Origin of the sequence: Rhodoblastus sp., from assembly GCF_052145335.1 — a bacterium.
In the GTDB taxonomy this organism is placed as follows: Bacteria; Pseudomonadota; Alphaproteobacteria; order Rhizobiales; family Beijerinckiaceae; genus Rhodoblastus.
This window is the reverse complement of record NZ_JBKQOU010000300.1, coordinates 1-21,756: the sequence shown is the minus strand read 5'-3', so window position 1 is coordinate 21,756 and position 21,756 is coordinate 1. Positions and strand designations below refer to the sequence as shown.

The 21,756-nt window shown below is 61.5% G+C and carries 23 protein-coding genes; 10 read left to right on the top strand and 13 right to left on the bottom strand.

Translation table 11 applies throughout. The features are described from left to right. Positions 1–349: 349 nt before the first annotated feature. The 4 genes from pstS to ACLP2E_RS18315 form a co-directional block, all read right to left on the bottom strand. Positions 350–1,531 carry a phosphate ABC transporter substrate-binding protein PstS gene (gene pstS / locus ACLP2E_RS18330; RefSeq protein WP_442466752.1) on the bottom strand — a complete coding sequence of 394 codons (1,182 nt, stop codon included), beginning with the start codon at positions 1,529–1,531 and terminating at the stop codon, positions 350–352. Between the two features lie 166 nt (positions 1,532–1,697). Beyond that, positions 1,698–1,976: a hypothetical protein gene (locus ACLP2E_RS18325; RefSeq protein WP_442460870.1), complete on the bottom strand. Its 279-nt coding sequence runs from the start codon at positions 1,974–1,976 to the stop codon at positions 1,698–1,700. A gap of 134 nt (positions 1,977–2,110) precedes the next feature. Further along, positions 2,111–3,556, bottom strand: a complete 1,446-nt coding sequence (locus ACLP2E_RS18320; protein WP_442466751.1) for a porin — start codon at positions 3,554–3,556, stop codon at positions 2,111–2,113. A 212-nt stretch (positions 3,557–3,768) separates the two neighbouring features. Next, positions 3,769–3,981: a hypothetical protein gene (locus ACLP2E_RS18315; protein WP_442460868.1), complete on the bottom strand. Its 213-nt coding sequence runs from the start codon at positions 3,979–3,981 to the stop codon at positions 3,769–3,771. 1,012 nt (positions 3,982–4,993) lie between these two features. On the opposite strand from ACLP2E_RS18315, the gene mgtA reads away from it, so the two are divergent. The 6 genes from mgtA to ACLP2E_RS18285 all read left to right on the top strand — a co-directional run bounded on the left by mgtA (position 4,994) and on the right by ACLP2E_RS18285 (position 9,425). Next, positions 4,994–7,609 carry a magnesium-translocating P-type ATPase gene (gene mgtA / locus ACLP2E_RS18310; RefSeq protein WP_442466750.1) on the top strand — a complete coding sequence of 872 codons (2,616 nt, stop codon included), beginning with the start codon at positions 4,994–4,996 and terminating at the stop codon, positions 7,607–7,609. A gap of 107 nt (positions 7,610–7,716) precedes the next feature. Next, entirely contained in the window at positions 7,717–8,058 is a 342-nt protein-coding gene (locus ACLP2E_RS18305) for a hypothetical protein (RefSeq protein ID WP_442466749.1), read from the top strand. Next, entirely contained in the window at positions 8,051–8,506 is a 456-nt protein-coding gene (locus ACLP2E_RS18300; RefSeq protein WP_442466748.1) for a Rieske (2Fe-2S) protein, read from the top strand. Before ACLP2E_RS18305 ends, ACLP2E_RS18300 begins: the two co-directional genes overlap by 8 nt. A 9-nt stretch (positions 8,507–8,515) precedes the next feature. Further along, positions 8,516–8,815, top strand: a complete 300-nt coding sequence (locus ACLP2E_RS18295) for a DUF6156 family protein (RefSeq protein WP_442460865.1) — start codon at positions 8,516–8,518, stop codon at positions 8,813–8,815. Next, positions 8,812–8,976 (top strand): hypothetical protein, encoded by a 165-nt coding sequence (locus tag ACLP2E_RS18290; RefSeq protein ID WP_442460864.1) that lies wholly within the window; start codon positions 8,812–8,814, stop codon positions 8,974–8,976. The genes ACLP2E_RS18295 and ACLP2E_RS18290 overlap by 4 nt, the downstream gene beginning before the upstream one ends. Continuing rightward, positions 8,973–9,425, top strand: a complete 453-nt coding sequence (locus ACLP2E_RS18285; protein ID WP_442460863.1) for a group II truncated hemoglobin — start codon at positions 8,973–8,975, stop codon at positions 9,423–9,425. Before ACLP2E_RS18290 ends, ACLP2E_RS18285 begins: the two co-directional genes overlap by 4 nt. 1 nt (position 9,426) lies before the next feature. On the opposite strand, the gene ACLP2E_RS18280 is transcribed toward ACLP2E_RS18285, so the two are convergent. The 5 genes from ACLP2E_RS18280 to ACLP2E_RS18260 form a co-directional block, all read right to left on the bottom strand. Continuing rightward, positions 9,427–9,666, bottom strand: coding sequence for a hypothetical protein (locus ACLP2E_RS18280; RefSeq protein WP_442460862.1), 240 nt, complete (start codon positions 9,664–9,666; stop codon positions 9,427–9,429). A 131-nt stretch (positions 9,667–9,797) separates the two neighbouring features. Further along, entirely contained in the window at positions 9,798–10,043 is a 246-nt protein-coding gene (locus ACLP2E_RS18275; protein WP_442460861.1) for a hypothetical protein, read from the bottom strand. Beyond that, a complete protein-coding gene (gene nifV, locus ACLP2E_RS18270; RefSeq protein ID WP_442460860.1) occupies positions 10,040–11,224 on the bottom strand; it encodes a homocitrate synthase in 1,185 nt (394 codons plus the stop codon). The genes ACLP2E_RS18275 and nifV overlap by 4 nt, the downstream gene beginning before the upstream one ends. Positions 11,225–11,232: 8 nt before the next feature. After that, a complete protein-coding gene (nifS, locus tag ACLP2E_RS18265) occupies positions 11,233–12,417 on the bottom strand; it encodes a cysteine desulfurase NifS (protein ID WP_442466747.1) in 1,185 nt (394 codons plus the stop codon). A 27-nt stretch (positions 12,418–12,444) separates the two neighbouring features. After that, on the bottom strand, positions 12,445–12,765 hold the full coding sequence (locus ACLP2E_RS18260; protein WP_442460858.1) for a HesB/IscA family protein: 321 nt from the start codon (positions 12,763–12,765) through the stop codon (positions 12,445–12,447). 506 nt (positions 12,766–13,271) lie between these two features. Between ACLP2E_RS18260 and ACLP2E_RS18255 the strand changes: the two genes are divergently transcribed. Further along, positions 13,272–14,117, top strand: a complete 846-nt coding sequence (locus ACLP2E_RS18255; RefSeq protein WP_442460857.1) for a ferredoxin--NADP reductase — start codon at positions 13,272–13,274, stop codon at positions 14,115–14,117. A gap of 7 nt (positions 14,118–14,124) precedes the next feature. Here ACLP2E_RS18255 and ACLP2E_RS18250 read toward each other — a convergent pair whose 3' ends face one another. Continuing rightward, positions 14,125–14,532 (bottom strand): hypothetical protein, encoded by a 408-nt coding sequence (locus ACLP2E_RS18250; RefSeq protein ID WP_442460856.1) that lies wholly within the window; start codon positions 14,530–14,532, stop codon positions 14,125–14,127. A 319-nt stretch (positions 14,533–14,851) separates the two neighbouring features. On the opposite strand from ACLP2E_RS18250, the gene ACLP2E_RS18245 reads away from it, so the two are divergent. Continuing rightward, positions 14,852–15,337, top strand: coding sequence for a hypothetical protein (locus ACLP2E_RS18245; protein ID WP_442460855.1), 486 nt, complete (start codon positions 14,852–14,854; stop codon positions 15,335–15,337). A gap of 11 nt (positions 15,338–15,348) precedes the next feature. Here the strand turns inward: ACLP2E_RS18245 and ACLP2E_RS18240 are convergent, their stop codons facing one another. Further along, on the bottom strand, positions 15,349–16,206 hold the full coding sequence (locus ACLP2E_RS18240) for a metallophosphoesterase family protein (protein ID WP_442466746.1): 858 nt from the start codon (positions 16,204–16,206) through the stop codon (positions 15,349–15,351). Positions 16,207–16,217: 11 nt separating this feature from the next. Next, the gene (gene mbfA / locus ACLP2E_RS18235) at positions 16,218–17,189 is read right to left on the bottom strand and encodes an iron exporter MbfA (protein WP_442460872.1); all 972 of its coding nucleotides are present in this window, start codon (positions 17,187–17,189) and stop codon (positions 16,218–16,220) included. A 215-nt stretch (positions 17,190–17,404) separates the two neighbouring features. Between mbfA and ACLP2E_RS18230 the strand changes: the two genes are divergently transcribed. Further along, on the top strand, positions 17,405–17,878 hold the full coding sequence (locus ACLP2E_RS18230; RefSeq protein ID WP_442460853.1) for an NUDIX domain-containing protein: 474 nt from the start codon (positions 17,405–17,407) through the stop codon (positions 17,876–17,878). Between the two features lie 38 nt (positions 17,879–17,916). Continuing rightward, a complete protein-coding gene (gene ppc, locus ACLP2E_RS18225; protein WP_442466745.1) occupies positions 17,917–20,685 on the top strand; it encodes a phosphoenolpyruvate carboxylase in 2,769 nt (922 codons plus the stop codon). A gap of 172 nt (positions 20,686–20,857) precedes the next feature. Here ppc and ACLP2E_RS18220 read toward each other — a convergent pair whose 3' ends face one another. After that, positions 20,858–21,421: a DUF6680 family protein gene (locus ACLP2E_RS18220; protein WP_442460851.1), complete on the bottom strand. Its 564-nt coding sequence runs from the start codon at positions 21,419–21,421 to the stop codon at positions 20,858–20,860. Positions 21,422–21,756 lie beyond the last annotated feature (335 nt).

The following is a 21,756-nucleotide window of genomic DNA, read 5'->3' as shown; positions in this document are numbered from 1 at the left end:
GTCGATCGCGAGGGTCCATCAAAGGCCGACGGCTGCGATAGTCGATAGCCAGAGTGTCAAGAGCGCGGAAAAAAGCTGCTATGGACGCGACCAGTTATGGCGCCGAGAAAGGGTCAGGCGCATTAAGCAACAGGCTATCGGCTTCGACACTTGGGGATGTTTCGCGTTTCGATCACAGCAACGGAATCGCGACGGCTTTTTGCCGCTTCCGAGGGAGGTCTGGCTTAATTCCTGTTCTCGAAGCGGGCATTCGCGACGCCGGCTACAACGGCGCCGCCACTTGGGGCGTAGCGCCAGGCGCGCGGCAAGGTTCGATGCTGAGATCGTCTAGCGCCAGGCGCATTTATGATCAGGAAACACTGTCCAGAGATCGCTCCGCGAGCGCTGCGGTTTCAGGAGGCAATGGGAGATAGCCGAGTCCTGGTGCGAATGTCTGACCCGTCGCCAGGCCCCATTTGACCCAATCTTTCAAGACCGCCGCTTTCCTGGAATCGGTATTTTTCCTAAAAAGAAGCAAATAGCTCAAAGTAACGATCGGGTAGGAGGCGTCTCCTGGTGGATTAGCGGTCGAGCCGCTTCCCGATGCCAGGAGCGCCGCCATCCCGGCGGCTTGGCCCGGGGCTACGAATTTCCCGGCGTCATTCTCCAGCGTCGCCATGCTTAGTCCGAGGCGCTTGGCGAAACCATATTCAACAAAGCCGATCGAGCCTTCGCTTATCTTGATCTTTTGCGCGACGCCTTCGTTGCCTTTGGCCAGCATGGCGGCGGTCGCCCAATCAATCGCAAAACCGTCCCCCGCTCCGTTTGCCTGCCAACTTGAACCGATCGCGACAAGATGGCGTGTGAACGCAGAGGCCGTCCCGCTGCTGTCCTGTCGGATCACAACGGCGATATCGGACGCCGGCAGATGAAGGCCCTTGTTCGCTGCAACAATTCTGGGGTCGTTCCAGACCCGAATTCGTCCAGTGAAAATATCGGCGTAAACATCCCTTGGCAGCTTCAGAACGTCCGTAATACCGGGGAGATTATAAGCCAGGGCAATCATGCCTGCGGTAACGGGAACTGGAATGGCGCCGCGCTTGACGGCGGCGAGCATCAATTCACTCGGCAGAACATCGGTCGCGCCGAAATCGACGGAGCCGTGGACAAAGCGTGTCACGCCTTCGCCGCTCCCGACGGCGTCGTAGTTTATCGAGACCTGTCTGTGATCCTGTTGATATGCTTCAATCCACTTTTGATACAAAGGGGCAGAAAATGTCGACCCAGCCCCATGAATTGATAGGTTTTCTTCGGCGTTTGCACTGAATTCCGGGATCGTCCAGCCAAGAAGAGCGGCGCCGCCTGCCACCAGCGAGTCTCGAATAGCAATTCGACGTGTGATCATTGTCGTTTTCTCGCTCAAAATGAGGCTTTTAGACTTGTCACCATCTGCAAAAAGTTCGTTGAAATGAGAACTGCGTTGGCTGTTCGGAGCCTGTCTAGTTTCCAGAAAACGTACCAGAGTAAGTTCGGAACTGACTAGGGAAAACAATCACACTCCTGTCCACCATCCTACAACTTTTAGTGAAGGATGCTCTATAAAAATTTCATCGGACATTTGTCTCGCGAACGCGCAAGCGGACTGATGGATAGCGCGACCGTCTTTTGCGCGACGCCCTGGCATCGTGCAAAAGACCGGGCTGCCTCGAGGACCTCCGTCAGCCCGGATTGCCGCCGATGCAACCCGTTTTGCAATCGTCGGGATCGCGGCTCAATCCGTCCGTGTCGCCCTCGCCTGGAGGATAGGGCCTCAACGAGGGGCCCGCGGGAGCCGCGACCGCGGGAGCCAAATGGGGGGCCGGCGCGACGGCCTGGCGATGATTGTAGTGGTGGCGGTGATGGTGGTGGGTCGGCTCAGTCGTTTCGGACGAAGCCGCGACCGCGGGCGACATGGCCCATACGCCGAGCGCTAACGCCATGGCGATAGCAGTTTTCATTGGAAATCTCCACTTGGTCGTCGTTGACGGACAATGTCGAAATACGTCCCGGCTTCTTTCTGCGGCCGCCTGCTGGCTCCGCGAATAGATGGCGACCCGCCGTCCCTGTTCAAGCCGCCTTTTTAAACGGCGCCTTAGAACCGGAAGCGGACGCCGACCATCGGATCGATGTTCTGGGTATACAGAAAGCCGCTGGCCACGCCGCCATAGACCGTCGAGACCATCAAGCCGGCATAGACGTCGACGCGAGGAATCGGCTTCCAATCCGCCATGAAGGAATAGGAATAGCGGCCGCCGGAACATTTGCTGCTGCTGGTGTAAATTCCCGACCCCGTGCAGAGCGCCGGCCCCTGCAGGTAATCGTTCTGGCTTTCCCAATAGACGCCTGCTGAGAGATCGAGATTTTTCATGGCCGAATAGCGGACGCCGGTCCAGACCGTGTTCTGATCGCGAGGCACATTGTAGGCGTTGGTGGTGACGGCGCCCGGAGGAACAAAAAGTCCGGCGGAGATGATGGTCGGCAGGCCGCCGGGGTAGTAGGTGTTGGTCGGATTGTTGGTTTGACCGTAGATATAGCCAGCATAGAATTTGAACTTATCCCATTTGTAGCTCGCCAAAACTTCGACGCCGGCGTTGTTCCCCACGGTCGCCTTCAGGATCGAATTCGGGTCGTAGCCGGCCGGCAGGCCGCTGCCGCCATAAGTCGACAAGGCCACCGAGTTCTGGGCTGTTCCGCCGACCACGTCGAAGGAGAAATTGCCGAAATCCGCGCCCAGCTGGAGTTGATACGAACTGGTCGACGCATTGCCCAGCTCATAGCCGCCGATCTGCGCCTGTCCGGCGATGCGGAAGCCCTGGTAAGTCAGGCGGTAGGTCAGCGCCGTGTTCACGCGCACCGAGGGGCTGATGCCGAAGCCAGCATAGGCCGACGAGAAGCCGATCTGCGAAAAGGCGACCGAAGCCACCGGGTCATAGGAGCCGAGAACGCCAGAGGCGAGCGAATTGGTGCGGCCGAAGGTCAGTGTGCCGTAGTCGGGATTGCTGAAGCCGAAGAAGCCCTGGCCGTTGTCCCATTGGCCGGCGCGGCTCGAATCGAAGTGCGACCGCTGGGTGAGAGCCTTGTTGAGGTTGTTGTCGGCCAGCGACTGCGGGCCGTCGATCAGATTCATCGAATAAGGATTAAACCCGGTGTCGGCCGCAGCGATGAACAGCCATTTGTCGAAAAGCTTCTCTTCGATCTTGACGCCAACCGTCGAAGTCGAGGCCCCGTTCGGTGACCAAAGCCAGGTTGAACGGTTGCTGTTCCTCTGGATCGCGTAATTAACCTTGTCGGCGCTGTAGCCCATCGGGACGCCATGTTCCTCGTAGCCATAGCCGCCATCGATATTGCCGAACAGGGTGACGCCGGCGTAGCTCAGCGGGCAGTCCTTGACCGATGAATTCATATAGGTCGAGAAGTCGGCGAAGCAGCTCGGCTTCTCCGCGGCCGGTTCGGGGGCCTTCGCGCTAGGAAGGCTCTGGGCGTTGGCGACGCCCGCCAGGCCGGTCGCCGTCAAAAGAATCAACAAAAATCTTTTCATCGTCGCCCCCAGGCTTTTCCAGGTCGGAGCGCCGATTTGCCCAAAGGCAAGTTCGGCGAGGCGCCCAACCGCGCTACCGGAACGGAGAAGTAACCAAATTAATGGCTGTAGCCTAGGTCGAAACCGCCTATAAAAATGGCGCCTATAGTGTGCGGAGCAATGTTTATGCACGGCCTATCTGCATTCATATTAATGTCATGTAGTAAAAACGCTTAGTAAAATAGGCTCCCTAGGATGAGAGCGCCGAAAACGCGCGCGAATTCAACAGCCAAGAGCGGGATGGGCGGTCTGTGCGCCAATGGCGAAGTTATGATTTTGAAACCAAGCCCGGTCATTTCCGGGTCCAAGAGCATCGTGTAGGACTTGCCGGGCGCCGGGCCTGCGGCGATAGCTTTGCAGATGGCATCCTCGGTCAGTTTCGGCATTGAGATCCTCCGGGAGCATCACCGGTGCGTAGCGAACTATCTCCGCCAGTGCACCTTACCGCCCCCCGATGTGCCCTGCCACCTCGAAATCAAGGGTCGTTTGGCGCCGGCGCAATCTGTCGCCGGGAATCGTCGAGTCAAAGCCAGCGCGATACGCATCGCAGGCAACGTGCGGCGGCTGGGGATATTCGTCAAATAGCCGGCCATGCGCCAACAATTGGACATAAATGGCCGTAAATTAGGACGCCGTGGGCGGCGGGCATAGCCCGATGTCCCGCCCGGCGCTCTCGTTCTACGCCCCCCAAAGAACGAGAGCGCCGGATCATTTCGCGCGCAATCTCCTCGTCACGGCCCGTAGCGCGATCTTGGCAAATGCCGTCGCCAGCAATCGCGATCGATCGTCGAGACCTCAGCGACCAGTTCGGCTAAATTCCGCTCGGTCCTCCGGTGGGGAGCCCGACGGAAGCGTCCACTGGCAGACCTCGCCATCGCCGGCGCCCGCCCATCCCGCGCTAATCTGGCGCACGACGCACCAACGCCTCATCGCCGGTCGCTCCACGTAACGAAACGCAACGCGCCTATCCTTGGCGCCGAGCCCTCACGCCGGTGATCCCCCTGGATCGATGCGAAGGTCATTGTGCTCATTAGGCAGAATATCGGGAACGATTGTACCCGATGCGGTGCTATGGTTTCGGAAGCCGTTGCACCGCTGACGCTGCTGCAAGCTTTGGCCTGCCGTGCCACACGGGAGCTTTCCATTGATAGCGCGGGTCAGGCCGAAGTAGTAAGCCGCATGGCGGGGCGGGACGAGCGGGTCGGCGAAAAATCAGTCAGGTTCGGGAAGTCGCGGTGCGTTCCAGCCACGGGGTCATGCGATGTTAAGGCTATAAACTTGAGCTTGATGAGCGAAAATCCGGGCTTCAATGCTGGATCGAACCGGCGTCCGCCTCGGGCGCATGAACTCAATGCGTGATTCCGCTTGTGACTCCCGCCATTACGACTGGAGAAGTCGATGAATGAGCAGCCTTCCGTCCGGCCGGACGCAGCCTCCGCGCAACCCCCAGTGCAACGCTCGACCAGAGGCGCTCCCGACCCTGCGGCGCCTGAAATATCGGAAATCGCTGCGCTTCCGCTCCCCGACCTCCTTCAGCGGCTGCATTCCTCCGACACCGGCCTGCGCGCTTCCGAAGCGGAAGGCATTCTTGCTGTGGTTGGGCCTAACCGGGTCGAAACGGCGTCGCACAAGCGCCTGCTGTTCGCCATTGCCGAACGGTTCAGCAATCCGTTGGTGTTGATTCTGCTTTTCGCCGCAGGCGTATCGGCGTTCACAGGCGACGTTCCCAGCTTCGTCATCATCGCCACCATCGTGCTCCTTTCGGTGATCCTCGACGTGGCGCAGGAGCATCAGGCGCAAAATGCCGCCGAAAGCCTGCGCGAAGAGGTCTCGCTTACGGCGAAAGCGCTGCGCGATGGACAGCCGGTGGAAGTTCCCGCGGCGGGGATCGTGCCCGGCGATGTCGTTCTTCTGGCCGCCGGCGATCTCGTGCCCGCCGATTCCCGACTGATCGAGGCCCGCGACCTTTACGTCGACGAAGCGCTTCTCACCGGAGAGCCATACCCCGCCGAAAAGAACGCGGCTCCGGCGAACGGCGGGGCGAGCGCGAGCGCGTTCCCGTCCAATCTTGTGTTCATGGGAAGCTCGGTGGTGAGCGGAACCGCAAAAGCGCTGGTCGTGGCGACCGGGCGCAAGGCGCAACTCGGCTCGATCGCCAGCGCGCTCCAGAAGCCGCCGCCGCCGACCGCCTTCGCCATGGGCATCCAGAAGTTCGGGATGATGATCGTCCAGGCCACGATCTTTCTCGTCCTGTTCGTGGTCCTGATCAACCTCCTCTTTCATCGGCCGCTGCTCGAATCCTTCCTGTTCGCCCTGGCGCTCGCGGTCGGGCTGACGCCCGAACTCCTGCCGATGATCGTGTCGGTCACGCTTGCAAATGGCGCGATCCGCATGTCGCGCAAGCAGGTGATCGTCAAGCGTCAGTCCGCCATAGACGATCTCGGCGCCATGGACGTATTTTGCAGCGACAAGACGGGGACGCTGACCGAAGCCCGCATCAAGCTGGTCCGGGAAATGGACCTTGGCGGGCGGGACAGTGGCGCCGTGTTGCGGATGGCGCAACTCAACGCAGCATTCGAAACCGGGCTCAAGAGTCCTCTGGACGAAGCGATTCTCGCGGTCGGCAAGATCGACCTGGCGCCCTGGCGGAAGATCGACGAGGTTCCGTTCGACTTCGAACGGCGCCGCGTTTCGATTCTCGTCGAAGGCGAGGGTCGTCGGCTTCTCATCGTGAAGGGCGCGCCGGAGGATGTTCTCGGCCAGTCGGCCTATTACGACCAGCAGGGAGCGTCGCCGCTCCCCTTGGACGCCGCGGCGCGCAAGACCGCCGCGGAGACGTTCAATGGGCTCGGCGCCCAAGGCTACAGGGGGCTCGGGGTCGCGTGGCGCGAGGTCGAGGCGGACCGAGACCAGGCGAACATCGCCGATGAAACAGGCCTGACTTTCGCTGGGTTCCTGGCCTTTCTCGACCCGCCTAAGGCGGGGGCGCGCGAGGCCCTGAACGCCCTCGCCGAGCTGGGCGTCGCCCTGAAAGTCGTGACCGGCGACAACGAGTTGGTCACCCGCCATGTCTGTGGCGAGCTCGGTCTCAAAATCGGCGGAACGCTGACGGGGCCGGAGGTCGAGGTCCTGACGGACGAGGCCCTGCAGGCCAGGGTCGACGAAACCACGCTGTTCTGCCGGGTCACGCCGCCGCAAAAATCGCGCATCATCACGGCGCTGCGGCGCAGGGGCCATGTTGTCGGCTATCTTGGCGACGGCATCAACGACGCGCCGTCGCTTCACGCCGCGGATGTCGGCTTCTCGGTCGACACCGCCGTCGACGTGGCCAAGGACGCGGCCGCCATGATCCTTCTGCGCAAGGATCTTGGCGTTCTGGCGGACGGCGTGCGCGAAGGGCGCAAGACCTTCATGAACATCATCAAATATATGATGATGGGGACGAGTTCGAATTTCGGCAATATGTTCTCCATGGCCGGCGCCGTTCTGTTCCTTCCCTTCCTGCCGATGCTGCCGACCCAGATCCTCCTGAACAATCTTCTCTATGATCTGTCGGAGGCGACGATTCCGCTGGACAGGGTCAGCGATTCCATGGTGGCGAAGCCGCGGCACTGGGATCTCAACATCGTCCGCAAATTCATGTTGGTGTTCGGGCCGTTGAGTTCGATTTTCGACTTCGCCACTTTCGGCCTTTTGCTATGGGGCTTCCATGCGAACGAGAAGCTGTTCCAGACCGGGTGGTTCGTCGAATCGCTCGCCACCCAGACCCTGGTGATCTTCATCATCCGCACGGCCAGACCCCTGCAGGATCCGCCGCATCCCGCGCTGGTGGCGAGCACGCTCTTCGCCTTCGCCACGGCCGTTGCGCTTCCCTATTCACCCTTGGCGCCCTGGCTTGGGTTCGTTCCGCTGCCCGCCACCGTCATGGGCGCCCTGGCGCTCGTGACCGCAGCTTATCTTGCCCTCGTCTTTTTCGTGAAGGGCTGGTTCTTCAGGCGCTATCGACTGGGCTAGAAGCCATTGACCTGCTCAAGTGACGAAATCGGCGTCGGCTTGCCGCTGCAAGCCGCGAATACAGCGCCGTGAACTGGGGCGATCCTGGTCGGGCGCGGACAAAGGCCATGAAATTCGCTTCCGTTCTCGGCGCGCTGCTCGTCGCCACCGCCGCTTTGGCCCAAGAATCGCCGGAACACCGGAGAGCTTTTCGATCTGCGCGATTCGTGAGCCGAACCTCGCGAGAGCTTAGCCTGAAAAGTCCTTCATCCGCCTCTCAAGACAAATCGGCCCGGACCGCTCCGCTTGGCATTCCTCTTGCTAGGACGAAGGGAGGAAAAGTCCTCCTGAGGTTTTTTTTCGTCTCCGGATTTTTCCCCGATTTTCCGGATCCAGGGCGATTTCCGAATAAGGAAGCGGCCCCGAAGGACAAAGGCAACTACTTGATTTATAAGGTGTTCCATGGTTGATGCCGGGGAGAAGGCCCGCTTCTATTTCGTTATCTGTTCGGAAACCGAAATCGCGCGCGGCGAAGCCAAGGCGTTTGATCTCGCGGAATCAGATGGTTCGGGCGGTTCAAAACCCTTTCGCATCGTCATCGCCCGCAACGGCAAGGGCGAATATCACGCCTATCGCAACGCCTGTCCGCATCAGGGCGTATGGCTGAACATCGGCGCGGGAAAATTCTTCGACGAGACCGGCGAACTGCTGCAATGCGGACGTCACGGCGCCAAATTCGCCGTTGAGACCGGAACCTGTCTTTCTGGCGAGTGCGAAGGCGCGCAGCTGGAAAAAGTCGGCGTCGCGGTGCTCGACGGAGATGTCTGCGTGCATGGCGTCGCCCTGCTCGAAGAGGATTTTTCGCGAGGCCATGACGATGACATGGAAGATACGATGGAAATCACCATCCATTCCTGAAGGGCGAAAATGAACGAATTTGTGGAAGATTCCCGCGACTGCCGTTTCTTTCTCGCCACCTCCGGCGTGAAATTGCCGCTAAAGCTGCTCAATCAGATCGAACCGGATGCGCTGACCAATCGCAACACATACATTCGCGCTTTTTACGATGGCTGCGGCAGGCTGTTGGAATTCCAGAAAATCGTCTATGGCGATGTCGAACTGAGCCATTCCTACGATTATGACGACGCCGGGCGACTGCGGCGGGCGGAAATACTGATGCTCGATGAGGAACCGACCGTTTTGACCTTCGACGGCGCCGCGCCGTGACGGTGGCGCAATTGCTCGAAGCCTTGGCGAAAATGCCGGTCGAGGCGGTGGTGCTGATGGAAAGCGACGGCGGCCTGTCGCTGGTCGCAGCGCTGGAACTGGTCGAGCCGCAGGGTGGCGCGCCGGCGGAAGTGCTGCTTCTGCCCAGCATGGCCGAATGAATTCAGGTGAGGAATTTGGCGTGAGCGAAACGACGACGGAAATTGCGATGTTCGACCGGATCGGCGGCGCCTTGGCGATCGATCGTCTGGTCGAGGCCTTTTACGGCTATATGGACAGTTTTCCGCAGGCGAAGAAAATCCGCGACATGCACGACGTCGATCTCGGGCCGGTGAAAAAGGTGTTGAAGCGCTATCTGTCGGAATGGACCGGCGGACCGAAACTCTATTCGCCGGAAAAGGGCCATCCGCGCCTGCGCCAACGCCATATGGGCTTTCCTATCGGCAATGCGGAACGCGACGCGTGGCTGTTGTGCATGCGACAAGCGCTTGGCGAGACCATCGCCGATCCGGCGGCGCGGGCGGAACTCGACGCCAACATGACCAAGCTCGCCGACTGGATGCGCAACCAGGCCGACAATCCGCACGACCGCGGCGAAGGTCGGCCTTAACTTACAAAGGCACGCCAAAAAAATCCTCGTCGTCGCCGCCCCAGGCGCGGTGCAGGTCGCTGGCGTTGCGCCAGGCCTGTCTTTCGCGCTCGTCGGCCTCGCGATAACTGACGGCGCCATCGGGCTGGTCAGCCAGCAGCCAGGACTTGCCGTTGCGCAGGAAGCGTTGCAGCCCCTTCATGTCGTTGGGGCGAACCACGCATTTCGGCTTTTCATCGACGAGAATGGTCATCGGAACCAAATGCGCGTCTCCATCGGCTTATTTTCCATACTCGCGACATCGCGATTATGGAATTCCTCGCATAAGCTCGGCGGCGCATTCGCGCCTAATCAAATCCAGCAGGTGAAACCTGCTGGATTTGCAATCAAAGGTCAAAAACCGTCCTTCGGACTGGCCCAGGGTTTCGAGCCCGGCACGAGTTGCGCCTTGATGCCCGCCTTTTCCACATCGGCGAGGGTCTTGTAAAGCGTCGCCTCGTGGACGAGCGCGCCGGCCTTGCTCATCACCGCGACATAGCGCGCCGGCCGATCCACTTCGCAGGCATAGCCGCCGCCCGGATCGTCGGCGCTGCGCAGTTCTCCGTTCCAATCGACGAAATAGCCGTTTGCCTCGCTCATAGTTCCCCCGAAATTTGCGCCGTCTGGTCGGACCGGCCGCGCTGGTGCTTGGAAATTTCCTCGCGCGCCAATTGCCGCACCCGGCCGTCCGGCACCAGGCTCTTGGTCATTTTGGCGATGGCCTTGACCCGCGCCAGCAAGGCGGCGCCGGCCTTGGCGTCGAGTTCGATGCCGATGGCCGAGCAGATCGAGCGCAAGGCCGCCAGGCCCGAATGCTTGCCGATCACCACCTTGTGCTGGCGGCCGAGCATGGCGGGATCGAGACCCTGATAGGTGCGCACGTCGGACAAAAGCCCAGCGACGTGAATGCCGGATTCATGGGTGAAAATATCGGCGCCAACGATCGGCTTTGCGCGGGGAATGGAGTCTCGCGCCGCATGGGCGACCAGTTCCGCCAGCGCGGCGAGGCGGGTCGGATCGACGCCGGTGCGCGCCTCCGCGGTTCGCGGCAGTGCGACGCAGACTTCCTCGAGCGGCGCGTTGCCGGCGCGCTCGCCGAGGCCCAGCACGGTGACGCTGGCGTGGCTGGCGCCGGCGCGAATGGCGGCGAGCGTGTTGGCGGTGGCGAGGCCGAGATCGTTGTGGCCGTGGAACTCGACGGCCAGGCCGGTCTCGTCGCGCAGGCGCTTGATATATTCATAGGTCGAGAAAGGATCGAGCAGGCCGAGCGTGTCGGCGAAGCGGAAGCGGAACACGCCGAGCTTTGCCGCGGCGCCCGCGATCAGGCCGATGTCGCGCAGATCGGCGCGCGACGAATCCTCGCCGCCGAGCGCCACTTCCAGGCCCTTTTCGCGCGCATAGCCGATGACGCGCGTCACCCGCGCCGCCACTTCATGCGGCTCGGCCTTGAGCTTTACCCGCATTTGCAGGCGCGACATGGGCGCCGAAATATTGACCATTTTCACGCCGGCGCGCAGCGCCGCGTCAACGTCGCTTTCGTTCAGCCGGCACCAGGCGCCGACGCGCAAGGGCAGGTTCGCCGAGACGATGGCCGCAATAGCCTCGACCTCCTCCTCGCCCATCGCCGGGGTGCCGGCCTCGATCTCGTCGACGCCGGCGGCGGCCAACTCACGGGCGATGGCGAGTTTTTCGGCCAGCGAAAACACCACTCCCGGCGCCTGTTCGCCATCGCGCAGCGTCGTGTCGTTGATGGAAATCCTGTGCGATCCGGCAGGGGTCATGAACGGTCTCACGCAAATTGTTTCTGGCGAATTTCCGCCCACAGCGGCGATTTTGCGCGCGTCTTCTCGACCAGGTCGGGAAGGATGGTGAGCGCGCGGTCGATGTCGGCCTCGCTATTGTCGCGCGACAGCGAAAAGCGGATCGCGCCCTGCAAGGCCAGCGGCGGAACCTGCATGGCGCGCAGCACATGGCTCGGCTCCATCGAGCCCGAGGCGCAGGCCGAACCGGAGGACGCGGCGATTCCCGCCTTGTCGAGATGGTGCAGGATGGCTTCGCCCTCGGCATGATCGAAGGCGACATTGCAGGTGTTGGGCAGGCGGGGCTCGCCGCCGCCATTGATCCGGCAATGCGGGATGGCGGCGGAAATTCCGGCCTCCAGCCTGTCGCGCAGCGCTTTGATGCGCGCGATTTCGGCTTCGAGATTTTCCGCGGCGAGTTCCGCCGCTTTGCCGAGGCCGATGATGCCGGGAATGTTTTCGGTGCCGGCGCGCCGTCCGCGCTCCTGCTTGCCGCCGCGAAACAGGGGATGCAGCTTCACGCCCTTCTTGACGTAAAGCGCGCCGATCCCCTTGGGGCCGTGCAATTTATGGCCCGACAGCGACAGCATGTCGATGCTGGAGCCTTTCAGCGCCAGCGGTATCTTGCCGACGGCCTGCACCGCGTCGGTGTGGAAAAGCGCGCCGGCCTGTTTGGCAAGCTGCGCCAGTTCCTCGACGGGAAAAATCACGCCGGTCTCGTTATTGGCCCATTGGACGGAGACCAGCGCGGTCCTTTCTGAAAGCGCGGCGCGAAAAGCGTCGAGATCGAGTTTGCCGCCCGCATCGACGCCGATGAAATGCACTTTTGCGCGACCGCATTTTTCGAGATGCTGGCAGAGGTTCAAGATGGCGGGATGTTCGACGACGGTGGTGACGACCTCACTGCGGTCCGGAAAGGCGTCGAGAGCGGAAAGAATGGCGGTTGTGTCGGATTCCGTTCCGCCGGAAGTGAAGACCACCTCGTGATCGAATTCGGCGCCGAGCAGCGTCTGGACTTTTTGCCGCGCCGCCTTCATCGCCGGGGCGACAGCGGCGCCGAATTCATGCGTCGAGGAGGCGTTGCCGAAAAATTCGGTGAAAAACGGCAGCATGGCCGCGACGACTTTCCCATCCACCTTTGTCGTGGCGTTGTTATCGAGATAGACCGTCGCCATCGCGCCGCCCTCCAAACCAATGACGCCTTACGCGAAAGACTTGCCGCAGCCGCATTGCGCCGTGGCGTTGGGGTTTTCGTAGACGAAGCCGGACCGCTCCAGCGAACTGACGAAATCGACCTTCATGCCGCGCAAATGGTCGGCCGAAATGTCGTCGATGAAGATTTTGACGCCATCGGCGTCGACGACTTCGTCGCCTTCGCGCGCTTCGGTCTCCAACTCCATCTTGTACTGGAAGCCGGAGCAGCCGCCGGCTTCCACCTGAATCCGCAGGCCTTCCGCTGGCGTCTTGGCATTGGCGAGGATGGTCTTGGCGGCGGAAAGGGCGTCGGGCGTCAGGCTGATCATGAAAAAAGGCTCCGGTCCATTTGCCGGAGCGGAGCAACGATTGTGCCAAGGCCGGGGCGAGGCGGGAGACCGGGGCCTTGGCGAGCCTTTGTCGGCTTTGCGACAGCGGCCTGGGCGATGGCAAGATCGGCGGAATCAAGAAGGGCGCCGCCGCCTCCCATGTCACGCCAGAGGTGGATGTTGGATAAGACAAGGACCGAGTCCCCGAAGTTGCAATTTTTGCGGCATCGGTATAGGAAGCCCCGCATAGGTCGTCGATGCTGGCGAGGCGCGCTCTTGCCGTATTTTGCTTGCGCGCCTGTGAAAACCCCTGATCGCGGTCTTGCCGCTTTTTGCGTGTTCACTTCAGGCGCCGATCTGGCAAGAACGGTGTTATCGGATGCAGGCGTTGCACGCTTCGGCTGCCGCGCCCAGCGCAAGCAATCGGGGCCACAATCGGGTCAGAACCTCGCCCGCGCCGAACCTGCGGCGTTTTCTGGCGTTGAGCCTTTAGGAGACGGATCACAATGAGCGATGCCGCCGGAAATGAAGTCTTGTCGGCGCCGCCGGCCGAGGCCGTCGCGCCGAAGAAGAAAAGCGGCGGCGCCTTCAATCGCGAAACTGTGCTCGAAGTCCAGCATTACACGGACCGCCTGTTTCGTTTCCGCACCACCCGCGATCCAGCATTTCGTTTCGTCAACGGCCAGTTCGCGATGATCGGCATTGAAGTCGAAGGCAAACCTCTGCTGCGCGCCTACAGCATGGCCAGCGCCAATTACGAGGACGATCTCGAGTTTTTCAGCATCAAGGTGCCGGATGGCCCGCTGACCTCGCGGCTCCAGCATTTGAAGGTCGGCGACACCGTGCTGGTAGGGCGCAAGCCGACGGGCACTCTGGTGCAGTCGAACCTGCTGCCCGGCAAAAGGCTGTACATGATGTCCACCGGCACTGGCATCGCGCCGTTCTCCAGCATCATCAAGGATCCGGAGGTCTATGACCTCTATGACAAGCTCATTCTAGTCCATGGTTGCCGACAGGTTTCCGAGCTGCAATATGGTCTCGATATTGTCGCGGCGGCCAAGGACAACGAGTTTTTCGGCGATATCGTCCAGGAAAAGCTCATCCATTATCCGACTGTGACCCGCGAACCCTATGTGCATCAGGGCCGCGTCACCGACCTGATCGAATCGGGCAAGTTTTTCGACGATATCGGCCAGCCGCCGCTCAATCCCGCTGAAGATCGTGTCATGCTCTGCGGCAGCCCGGGGCTGCTGAAGGATCTGGTGCGGATGCTGGAGGAGCGCGGTTTCCGAGAGGGCTCGAGCGGCGATCCGGCCAGCTATGTCATCGAAAAAGCTTTCGTCGAAACCTGAGTAATAGTTACTCGGCGGATTCGCCGGTCCAATGCTCCGGCGCCCGGTTCGGCCTGGGAGAGCCGCGGGCGCTCAGGAAATGCTCCAGTTCCGCCGCGCCGAGCCCGGAAGCGCAGCGGCCCTTGTACTTCAGCAGCGGACTTCTGATCAGGTTCGGGTCGACCGACATCATCACCAGCGCCGCTTGCGGATTGGCGGAGGCGGGATCGATCTCGCCGGATATGATTTTTGCGGCGCGAGGATCGAACCATTCGGCCACCGGCTTGTCGGCGAAAAAGGCGCGAAGGCCAGCCGACGTCCAATGTTCCGCCGTCAGGTCGCGGGTTTCGATCTCATAGCCCGCTGCGGCCAGAAAGTTCTTCTGCTTTTGATTTTCGGCGCAGCCAGGCTTTTCATAGAAAATGATTTTGGTCATCGCACGATCCTCCGCATTTTCAGTGGTTGCGCAACGACAATAAACGAGAAAGACGTCAAAGCGGTGAAGGGAAGCGTAGCCGTGGAGGCGAGGGGGCGGCGCCCGGGAGATTTTTTAAAAAAATATATGGATTTGGAAACAAACTCTTGCCGGTTTGTACTATTTTCCTAGGCAGGAAAACTGTTCTAAAGTAAAAATTGTAAATTGATTCGTTTCTTCCGGCTCATTGATGGAGTTCAGGGTGGGTCGTCCTCAAAAACCATTTGTGGTCGAGGTAAAACGCGGGCGCCGGGGCGGCGTTTCGGCGCTTCCGACAACCATGCTTAAAGAGCCCGCCCCGGAAGCGATAGCCGAGCGTCGGCCCGCGCCGCCAAGGGAGCCGCCCAAACCGCAACGCCGCATTCTCGACGCAATCGAACCCGCGCCTGCGCCTCAGCTCGTGTCGGAGCCGGTCTCGACCGTCGCGGTCGGTCTTGTCGATCCGCCCAAGCGGCGGCGCGGCAGGCCGCCGAAAGCAGCCGCCGCCCCAGCGCCGGAAACCAAGCGGCCCGTTGTCGCACGTCGAGTGAAAGCGCCCGTGGTTCCCGTTGCGCGGCGCGAATTCTTGCCTGTGCCGGATCGTCACACAGCGGCTAGCGTCATGGTCGCCCCTAGAGTCGAGACGAAAAAGGTCATTCGCGTCGATGGTAACGCCAACGGCCATATGACTCATGGCCATATGACTCATGGCGACCGTTTGGAGGCGGCGACCGCCTTGCCGCGTGGCGAGCGCTGGAAGCGCCGGCTGCCGAAAGTCCTGTGGTGATCGCCTGACAATCAGAGCGAGATCGTCTGAAACTGCCCCGCTGCGCCGAGTTGGCGGGCAGTAAAGATCAGGCGGCGGCCTTTCGCGTCTATGTCGATCAGGTAATAAGCGGCGCGCCGGCGTGGACTACGGCCGATCGAGGAGGCCGAGCAAATGCCGAGCACCGGAATCGGACCCTGCGGTCCGGGCAGGCTTTTCCTGGAAATCGCGTGGCTGTGCCCATGCAACACCAGCTCCGCTCCTTCGCGAGAAAGAATTTCCGCCAGGGCGCGATGATCGCCAAGATTGCGTATGCCGCCCCCGCCATCGACCGGTGGATGGTGCAGAAGCACGACGCGGATTTCGTCACGGGTGTCGCCCAACAGCTTTTCCAGCCGCATCAATTGGCTGGCGCCGAGCTTGCCGGCGGCGACGAAGGGCAGGGTCGGCACGCCGCTGCACAAGCCGATGATGGCCACGCCGTCGCGGCGGCGCAGATAGGGAAACACCTGCGCGCCGTCGTCGCCGCGCATCCATGGGCTCAGTTCGCGCGTCATATGCTTCACGCTGGAGCGCAGATAGACGTCGTGATTGCCCGGCGCCAGGCTGACTTCCGACGGCGAGCCCAAAGTGCCCAGCCATTGCGCGGCGAGCGGGAATTCTCCGGGCAGGCCGATATTGCAGATGTCGCCAGTCATGGCGACATGGTCGGGACCATGCGCCCGCATGTCGGCGACCAGCGACGACAGCGCCTGCATGTCATGGGCGCGCGAGCGGCCCCCCTGACGCCAGTTGATATAGCCGGTCGCCCTCTTGCCGATCAGTTCGCGCCATCGCGGCTTCGGCAGCGGGCCGATATGGGGGTCGGAGAGATGAGCGAGGCGGAACATTGGGAAACTCATCAGGCCCCGCCGATCAAAATGCCGACGGCGAGCACGATGGCGCCGCCAACCACGATCTGCGCCACCGCCTTGAGGAAAGGCGTATCCATGTAGCGGGCGCGCACATAGGCGATGACCCACAGCTCAATAAAAACAACGACGCCGGCGATCGCGGTGGCGGTCCAGAAGGCGTTCGGCCAGCTGTCGGGCACCAGAAAGGGCAGGGAATGGCCGAGGCCGCCGGCGGTCGTCATCAAGCCGCAAACGAGGCCGCGGATCAAGGGCGCGCCGCGTCCGGTGACCGTGCCGTCGTCGGACAGGGCCTCGGCGAAGCCCATGCTGATGCCGGCGCCGAGCGAGGCGGCGAGGCCGACCAGCAGCGTGCTCCAGTTATTATGGGTGGCGAAGGCGGCGGCGAACAGGGGCGCCAGTGTCGAGACCGAGCCATCCATCAGGCCGGCGAGGCCGGGCTGCACGTATTGCAGCACGAAAAAGCGGTGCGCCGTCTTCCCCTCTTCGTCGCGGGCGCTTTCGGTGAGAATGGCTTCCGCCAGCGCGCTGGCCCTTTCGCCATGACTGCGTTCGACCATGGCGAGATCGCCGAGGAGCTTGCGGACCCCGACGTCTTTCGAATGTTGCGCCGCCGTGACGTAAAAGCGCTGCGAATCCTTCTCCATCGCCTCGGCCTGGTTGCGGATCGCGTCGAGCGGCAGATTTTGCAAGAGCCAGGTCGGACGGCGGCTGAGAAAGCCCTTGACGTCCTCGCGGCGGATAGCGGGCAGGTTCTGGCCGAAACGCTGCTGGTAAAGTTCGAGCAATTGCCGGCGGTGGCCATCCTCTTCCGCCGCCATTTCCTGAAATACCTTGGCGGTGGCCGGATAGCGTTCCGCCAGTTCCTCGGAGAAGCCTATGTAGATTCGGCTGTCTTCCTCTTCGGAGGCGATGGCTATGGCGAGGACTTCGCGTTCGGTCAGGTCGGAAAAATTCTTCAAACTCATGCCTTTGTTCGTCCTTGCCGGCGTTTCCAGGCGATGCGGACGCCGGTTCGCCTGAATAAAACGCGTCGAAACAAATATCGGCGCCTTTTCAATCCGATCCCGTCGGATGGTAAAGCGCTGGAGGATGGGCTGATCCATACTGGTCGAAAGGGGCGGCTTGGTTTAGTTCTAAAGTGAAAAGGCCGGCGAATCCAGTTTAAGGCGTCCTGATGTCGGAAATGGCGGTCTGGCAAAAAATCCTGCGGCAAGGGCAGAGAATTGTTGGCCTTTTCAGGCGGCCGATGACGCTGGGCGTGCGGGCTATCGCCCTCGACGGCGCCGGACGGGTGTTTCTGGTGCGCCATACTTATATGCCGGGCTTTTATCTGCCGGGCGGCGGCGTCGAGTCAGGCGAAACGGTTTTGCAGGCCCTGACGCGGGAACTGGCGGAAGAGGGCAGGCTGGAAATGAGCGAGCCGCCGCGCCTGATCGGTTTTTACTACAACCCGCGCCATTCGCGCCGCGATCATGTTGCCCTATATCTGGCAAAAAATGTACGCCAGACGGAAATTCATCCGCCCGACTGGGAGATCGCTGAATCGGGTTTCTTTGCTGTCGACGCCCTGCCGCCGGACGCCACGGCTTCGACCCGCGCCCGCATCGCCGAATATTTGCACGGGGCCGACCCCGACGCGATCTGGTAAGGTCGTATCGGGCGGTTTTGTTCGCAGGAGAAAGACCGATGAACCTATCTTCCAGCATCGCGGCCGACGACGAGGCCGAAAGCGCCAAGCAGCGCCCGCTCTATGAGGACATCCGGCTGCTCGGCCAGATTCTCGGCGATACGGTGCGCGAGCAGGAAAACGAGAAGGTCTTTCAACTGGTCGAAACCATCCGCCGGCTGTCGGTGGCCGACCAGCGCCACTCCGACAGGGCGGCGGCGCGCGAGCTGGGACATCTGCTGGAAAGCCTGACCCCGGCGGAAACCGTCTCGGTGATCCGCGCCTTCGCCTATTTCTCGCATCTCGCCAATATCGCCGAGGACCGGCATTTCCTCCGCCGCCGCGCCGCCCATGAGCCGAGCGCCCAGCCGGGAAGCCTGGGCTACAGTTTCGCCCGGCTCTCGGCGGGGGGCGTTTCCGCGGAAAAAATCGCCACAGCGTTGGAGAATTCCTATGTCTCGCCGGTGCTGACCGCCCATCCGACCGAGGTGCAGCGGCGCTCGACGCTCGATGCCGAACGCGCCGTCGCAGATTTGCTGGCGGCGCGGGAAAACTGCCGCAGCCCGGCGGATTTCCAGGACAACGAGGCGTGTCTCCACGCCCGCATCGTTCAGCTCTGGCAGACGCGCATCCTGCGCACAGCCAGCCTCACCGTCAGCGATGAAATCGACAACGCGCTGCTCTATTACCGATCGACCTTCGTCCGCGAAATTCCGAAGCTTTACGCCGAACTGGAACAAAGGCTGGGCCGTCCTGTCCCGCCGTTTTTCCGCATGGGCAATTGGATCGGCGGCGACCGCGACGGCAACCCCAATGTCGATGCGCAGACGCTGGAAATCGCGGCCAAGGCGCATTGCGACGTGATCCTGCGGCATTATCTCTTCGAGACCCATCATCTCGGCGCCGAATTGTCGATGTCGAACACTTTGGTCGCCTGCACGCCGGAACTGCAGGCTTTGGCCGACGCCTCGGGCGACTTCAACCCGCATCGCGCCGACGAACTCTATCGCCGCGCCCTGATCGGCGTTTACGCGCGACTGGCCGGCACGTTGACGGCGCTGACCGGCGGCGTGGCCATGCGCCACGCGGCGGCGCCCGGCGATCCTTACCCCGACGCCGCCGCGCTTCGCGCCGATCTTTGCACGGTGCGCGATTCGCTGATCGCCCATCATGGCGAGGCCTTGGTCGCGGGACGGCTGGCGTCGCTGATCCGCGCGGTGGAAATTTTCGGCTTCCACATGGCGACGACCGACCTGCGCCAGAATTCCGACCGCCACGAAGCCGTGGTCGCGGAACTGCTCGCCGCTGTCCGGATCGAGCCGGACTATTCGGCGCTGCCCGAAGAGTTGCGCGTAAAGCTGCTGTTGCGCGTGCTTGGCGATCCGCGTCCCTTGCGCGCGCCCCATCTCGACTATTCGCAGAGCTTGCGCGACGAACTGGCGGTTTTCGAAGCCGCGCGCGATCTGCGCCAGCGGATCGGCGCGGAATGCATCCGCCATTACATCATCAGCCATACCGAAAGCGTCAGCGATCTCCTGGAAGTGATGGTGCTGCAAAAGGAATGCGGCCTGTTTCACGGCACGTTGCACGAGGCGGACCGTGAAAAAGCGCGGCTCGAACTGATCGTCACGCCTTTGTTCGAGACCATCGAGGATTTGCGCGCCGCCGAGGCTATTCTGCGCAGCTTTTACGCGCTTCCGGGCGTGGCGGAGTTGATGCGGCGCTCCAGCGGCGTGCAGGACGTCATGCTCGGCTATTCCGACAGCAACAAGGATGGCGGCTACCTGACCTCGAACTGGGAGCTTTACCGCGCCTCGACGGCGCTGGCGGCTTTGTTCGACACGCTGCCCGGCATGAGCTTGCGGTTGTTTCACGGACGCGGAGGCGCGGTCGGTCGTGGCGGCGGCCCCTCCTATCAGGCGATATTGGCGCAACCGCCGGGCACGGTGCGCGGCCAGATCCGCCTGACCGAACAGGGCGAGGTGATCAACGCCAAATACGCCAATCCCGATATCGGCCGGCGCAATCTCGAGACCCTGATGGCCGCCGATCTCGAAGCCACTCTGCTTTCGGACGGGCAGCGGCCGCCGCAGGAATTCCTTGACGCGGCGGCGGAACTGTCACGCCTGTCGATGGCCGCCTATCGTGCTCTGGTCTACGAGACGCCGGGCTTTGTCGATTATTTCTACGCCTCGACCCCAATCACCGAAATCGCCGAACTGAATATCGGCTCGCGTCCGGCCTCGCGCAAGGCGACGCGAAAAATCGAGGACCTGCGCGCCATTCCCTGGGGCTTTTCCTGGGGCCAGAGCCGTGTGGCCTTGCCGGGCTGGTTCGGCTTCGGCGCGGCGGTCGAAACTTTTCTGCGCCACGAGGGCGAGGTGGGAAAGGCTCTGTTGCGGCGGATGAATGAGGATTGGCCGTTTTTCCGCACGCTATTGTCCAACATGGACATGGTGCTGGCCAAGGCCGATCTGGCGATCGGCCGGCTTTACGCCGATCTCGTCCCCGACCGCGCCGAGGCCGATGCGATCTTCTCGGAAATCGAGGCGGAATGGAACCGCACGGCGGAGGCCTTGGAAATCGCCACCGGCCAGACGCGGCGTCTCGCCGACAACCCGGCGCTCGCCCGCTCGATCGCGCATCGATTCGCCTATATCGCGCCGTTGAACCATCTGCAGGCGGAACTTTTGCGGCGCTGGCGCGCCGGCCAGATCGACGCCAAGGCGCGGGTGGGGATTTTGCTGGCGATCAACGGCATCGCGGCGGGGCTGCGCAACACGGGGTGAGCGGGGTGTACACAACAGCCGGGCGTTGAGCCCTTCTCCCCTTGCGGGAGAAGGTGGCGCGAAGCGCCGGATGAGGGGGAGAATCTCACGACTGTCTCGGCGCCAGACGCGGCGCGCAGCCCCCTCATCCGTCTCGCTCCTTCGAAGCGACCAGGACGCGAGCCGCCATTCTTTACATGCTTGGTTCGCTGTTCGGACTAGGTTGGGAGTCATACATAGCGGCGGTAATCGGAAAACGGACATTACCGCGTGCGATTTTGAGAGCAAACTCCTGAATTTCGCCCAATCGATCATCGCGGTAACGCCATCCATCCGGTGAATATCCGCCATTCTTAATGTCGATCTCGCTCATTTTGAAACCCAGCTTTTGGCTCATCGCGAATATCAGTTTCGCCAGAAGTTCATTTCGTTTTTCATCCCAAACGCGCCTCTCGTCCGGCGTTGTTTTGGTGGGTATTGACAAATGGGCATTGTATATACGCCATGAATCCTCAACGTTTTTAACTCCATAATAATCAACCTCAATAAGGTTGATTGCATTAACATGTTCCGCATTGATGATTTGCCTGCGTGTAGCGAGAAGCGTCCGGAAAATCGCCAACTTACGAGAACGAACTTCTCGTACCTTGTCACGCCAACGTGTGATGACAATTGCCATAACAGGGCCAAGGAATGTCGCGATTGCGATGGCCCATGTTTCGGTGCTTAACCCAAGAAATAGCTGTGGCTGCGGCATAGAGTTTCTCGTGAAGTGCGAGTCGAAGCGCGACCCTAACAGAAAAATGCACCGAAGAATGGGCGTCCATCTGCATCAATTGCCCCTTCGGAGACGAAAGAAGCGCCCCTCTCGGGACGCTTCTGATATCAACACCCCTTTGTAAGGGTGGGGGGTGAGTCCCGGCTTTTTCAATCCCTATCGAGGCTAACCTCAGTTGATCAGCGTCTTGAGGCTGGAGATGCCCTGTCCGACAAAGTCCGCGCTGGAGGGGCGGGTCTTCAGCACCGTTTCGGACGCCTTGATCGCGGCGTCGGCGGCGGAGGCGCGTACGTCGGCGGTGGCCTGGGCTTCGG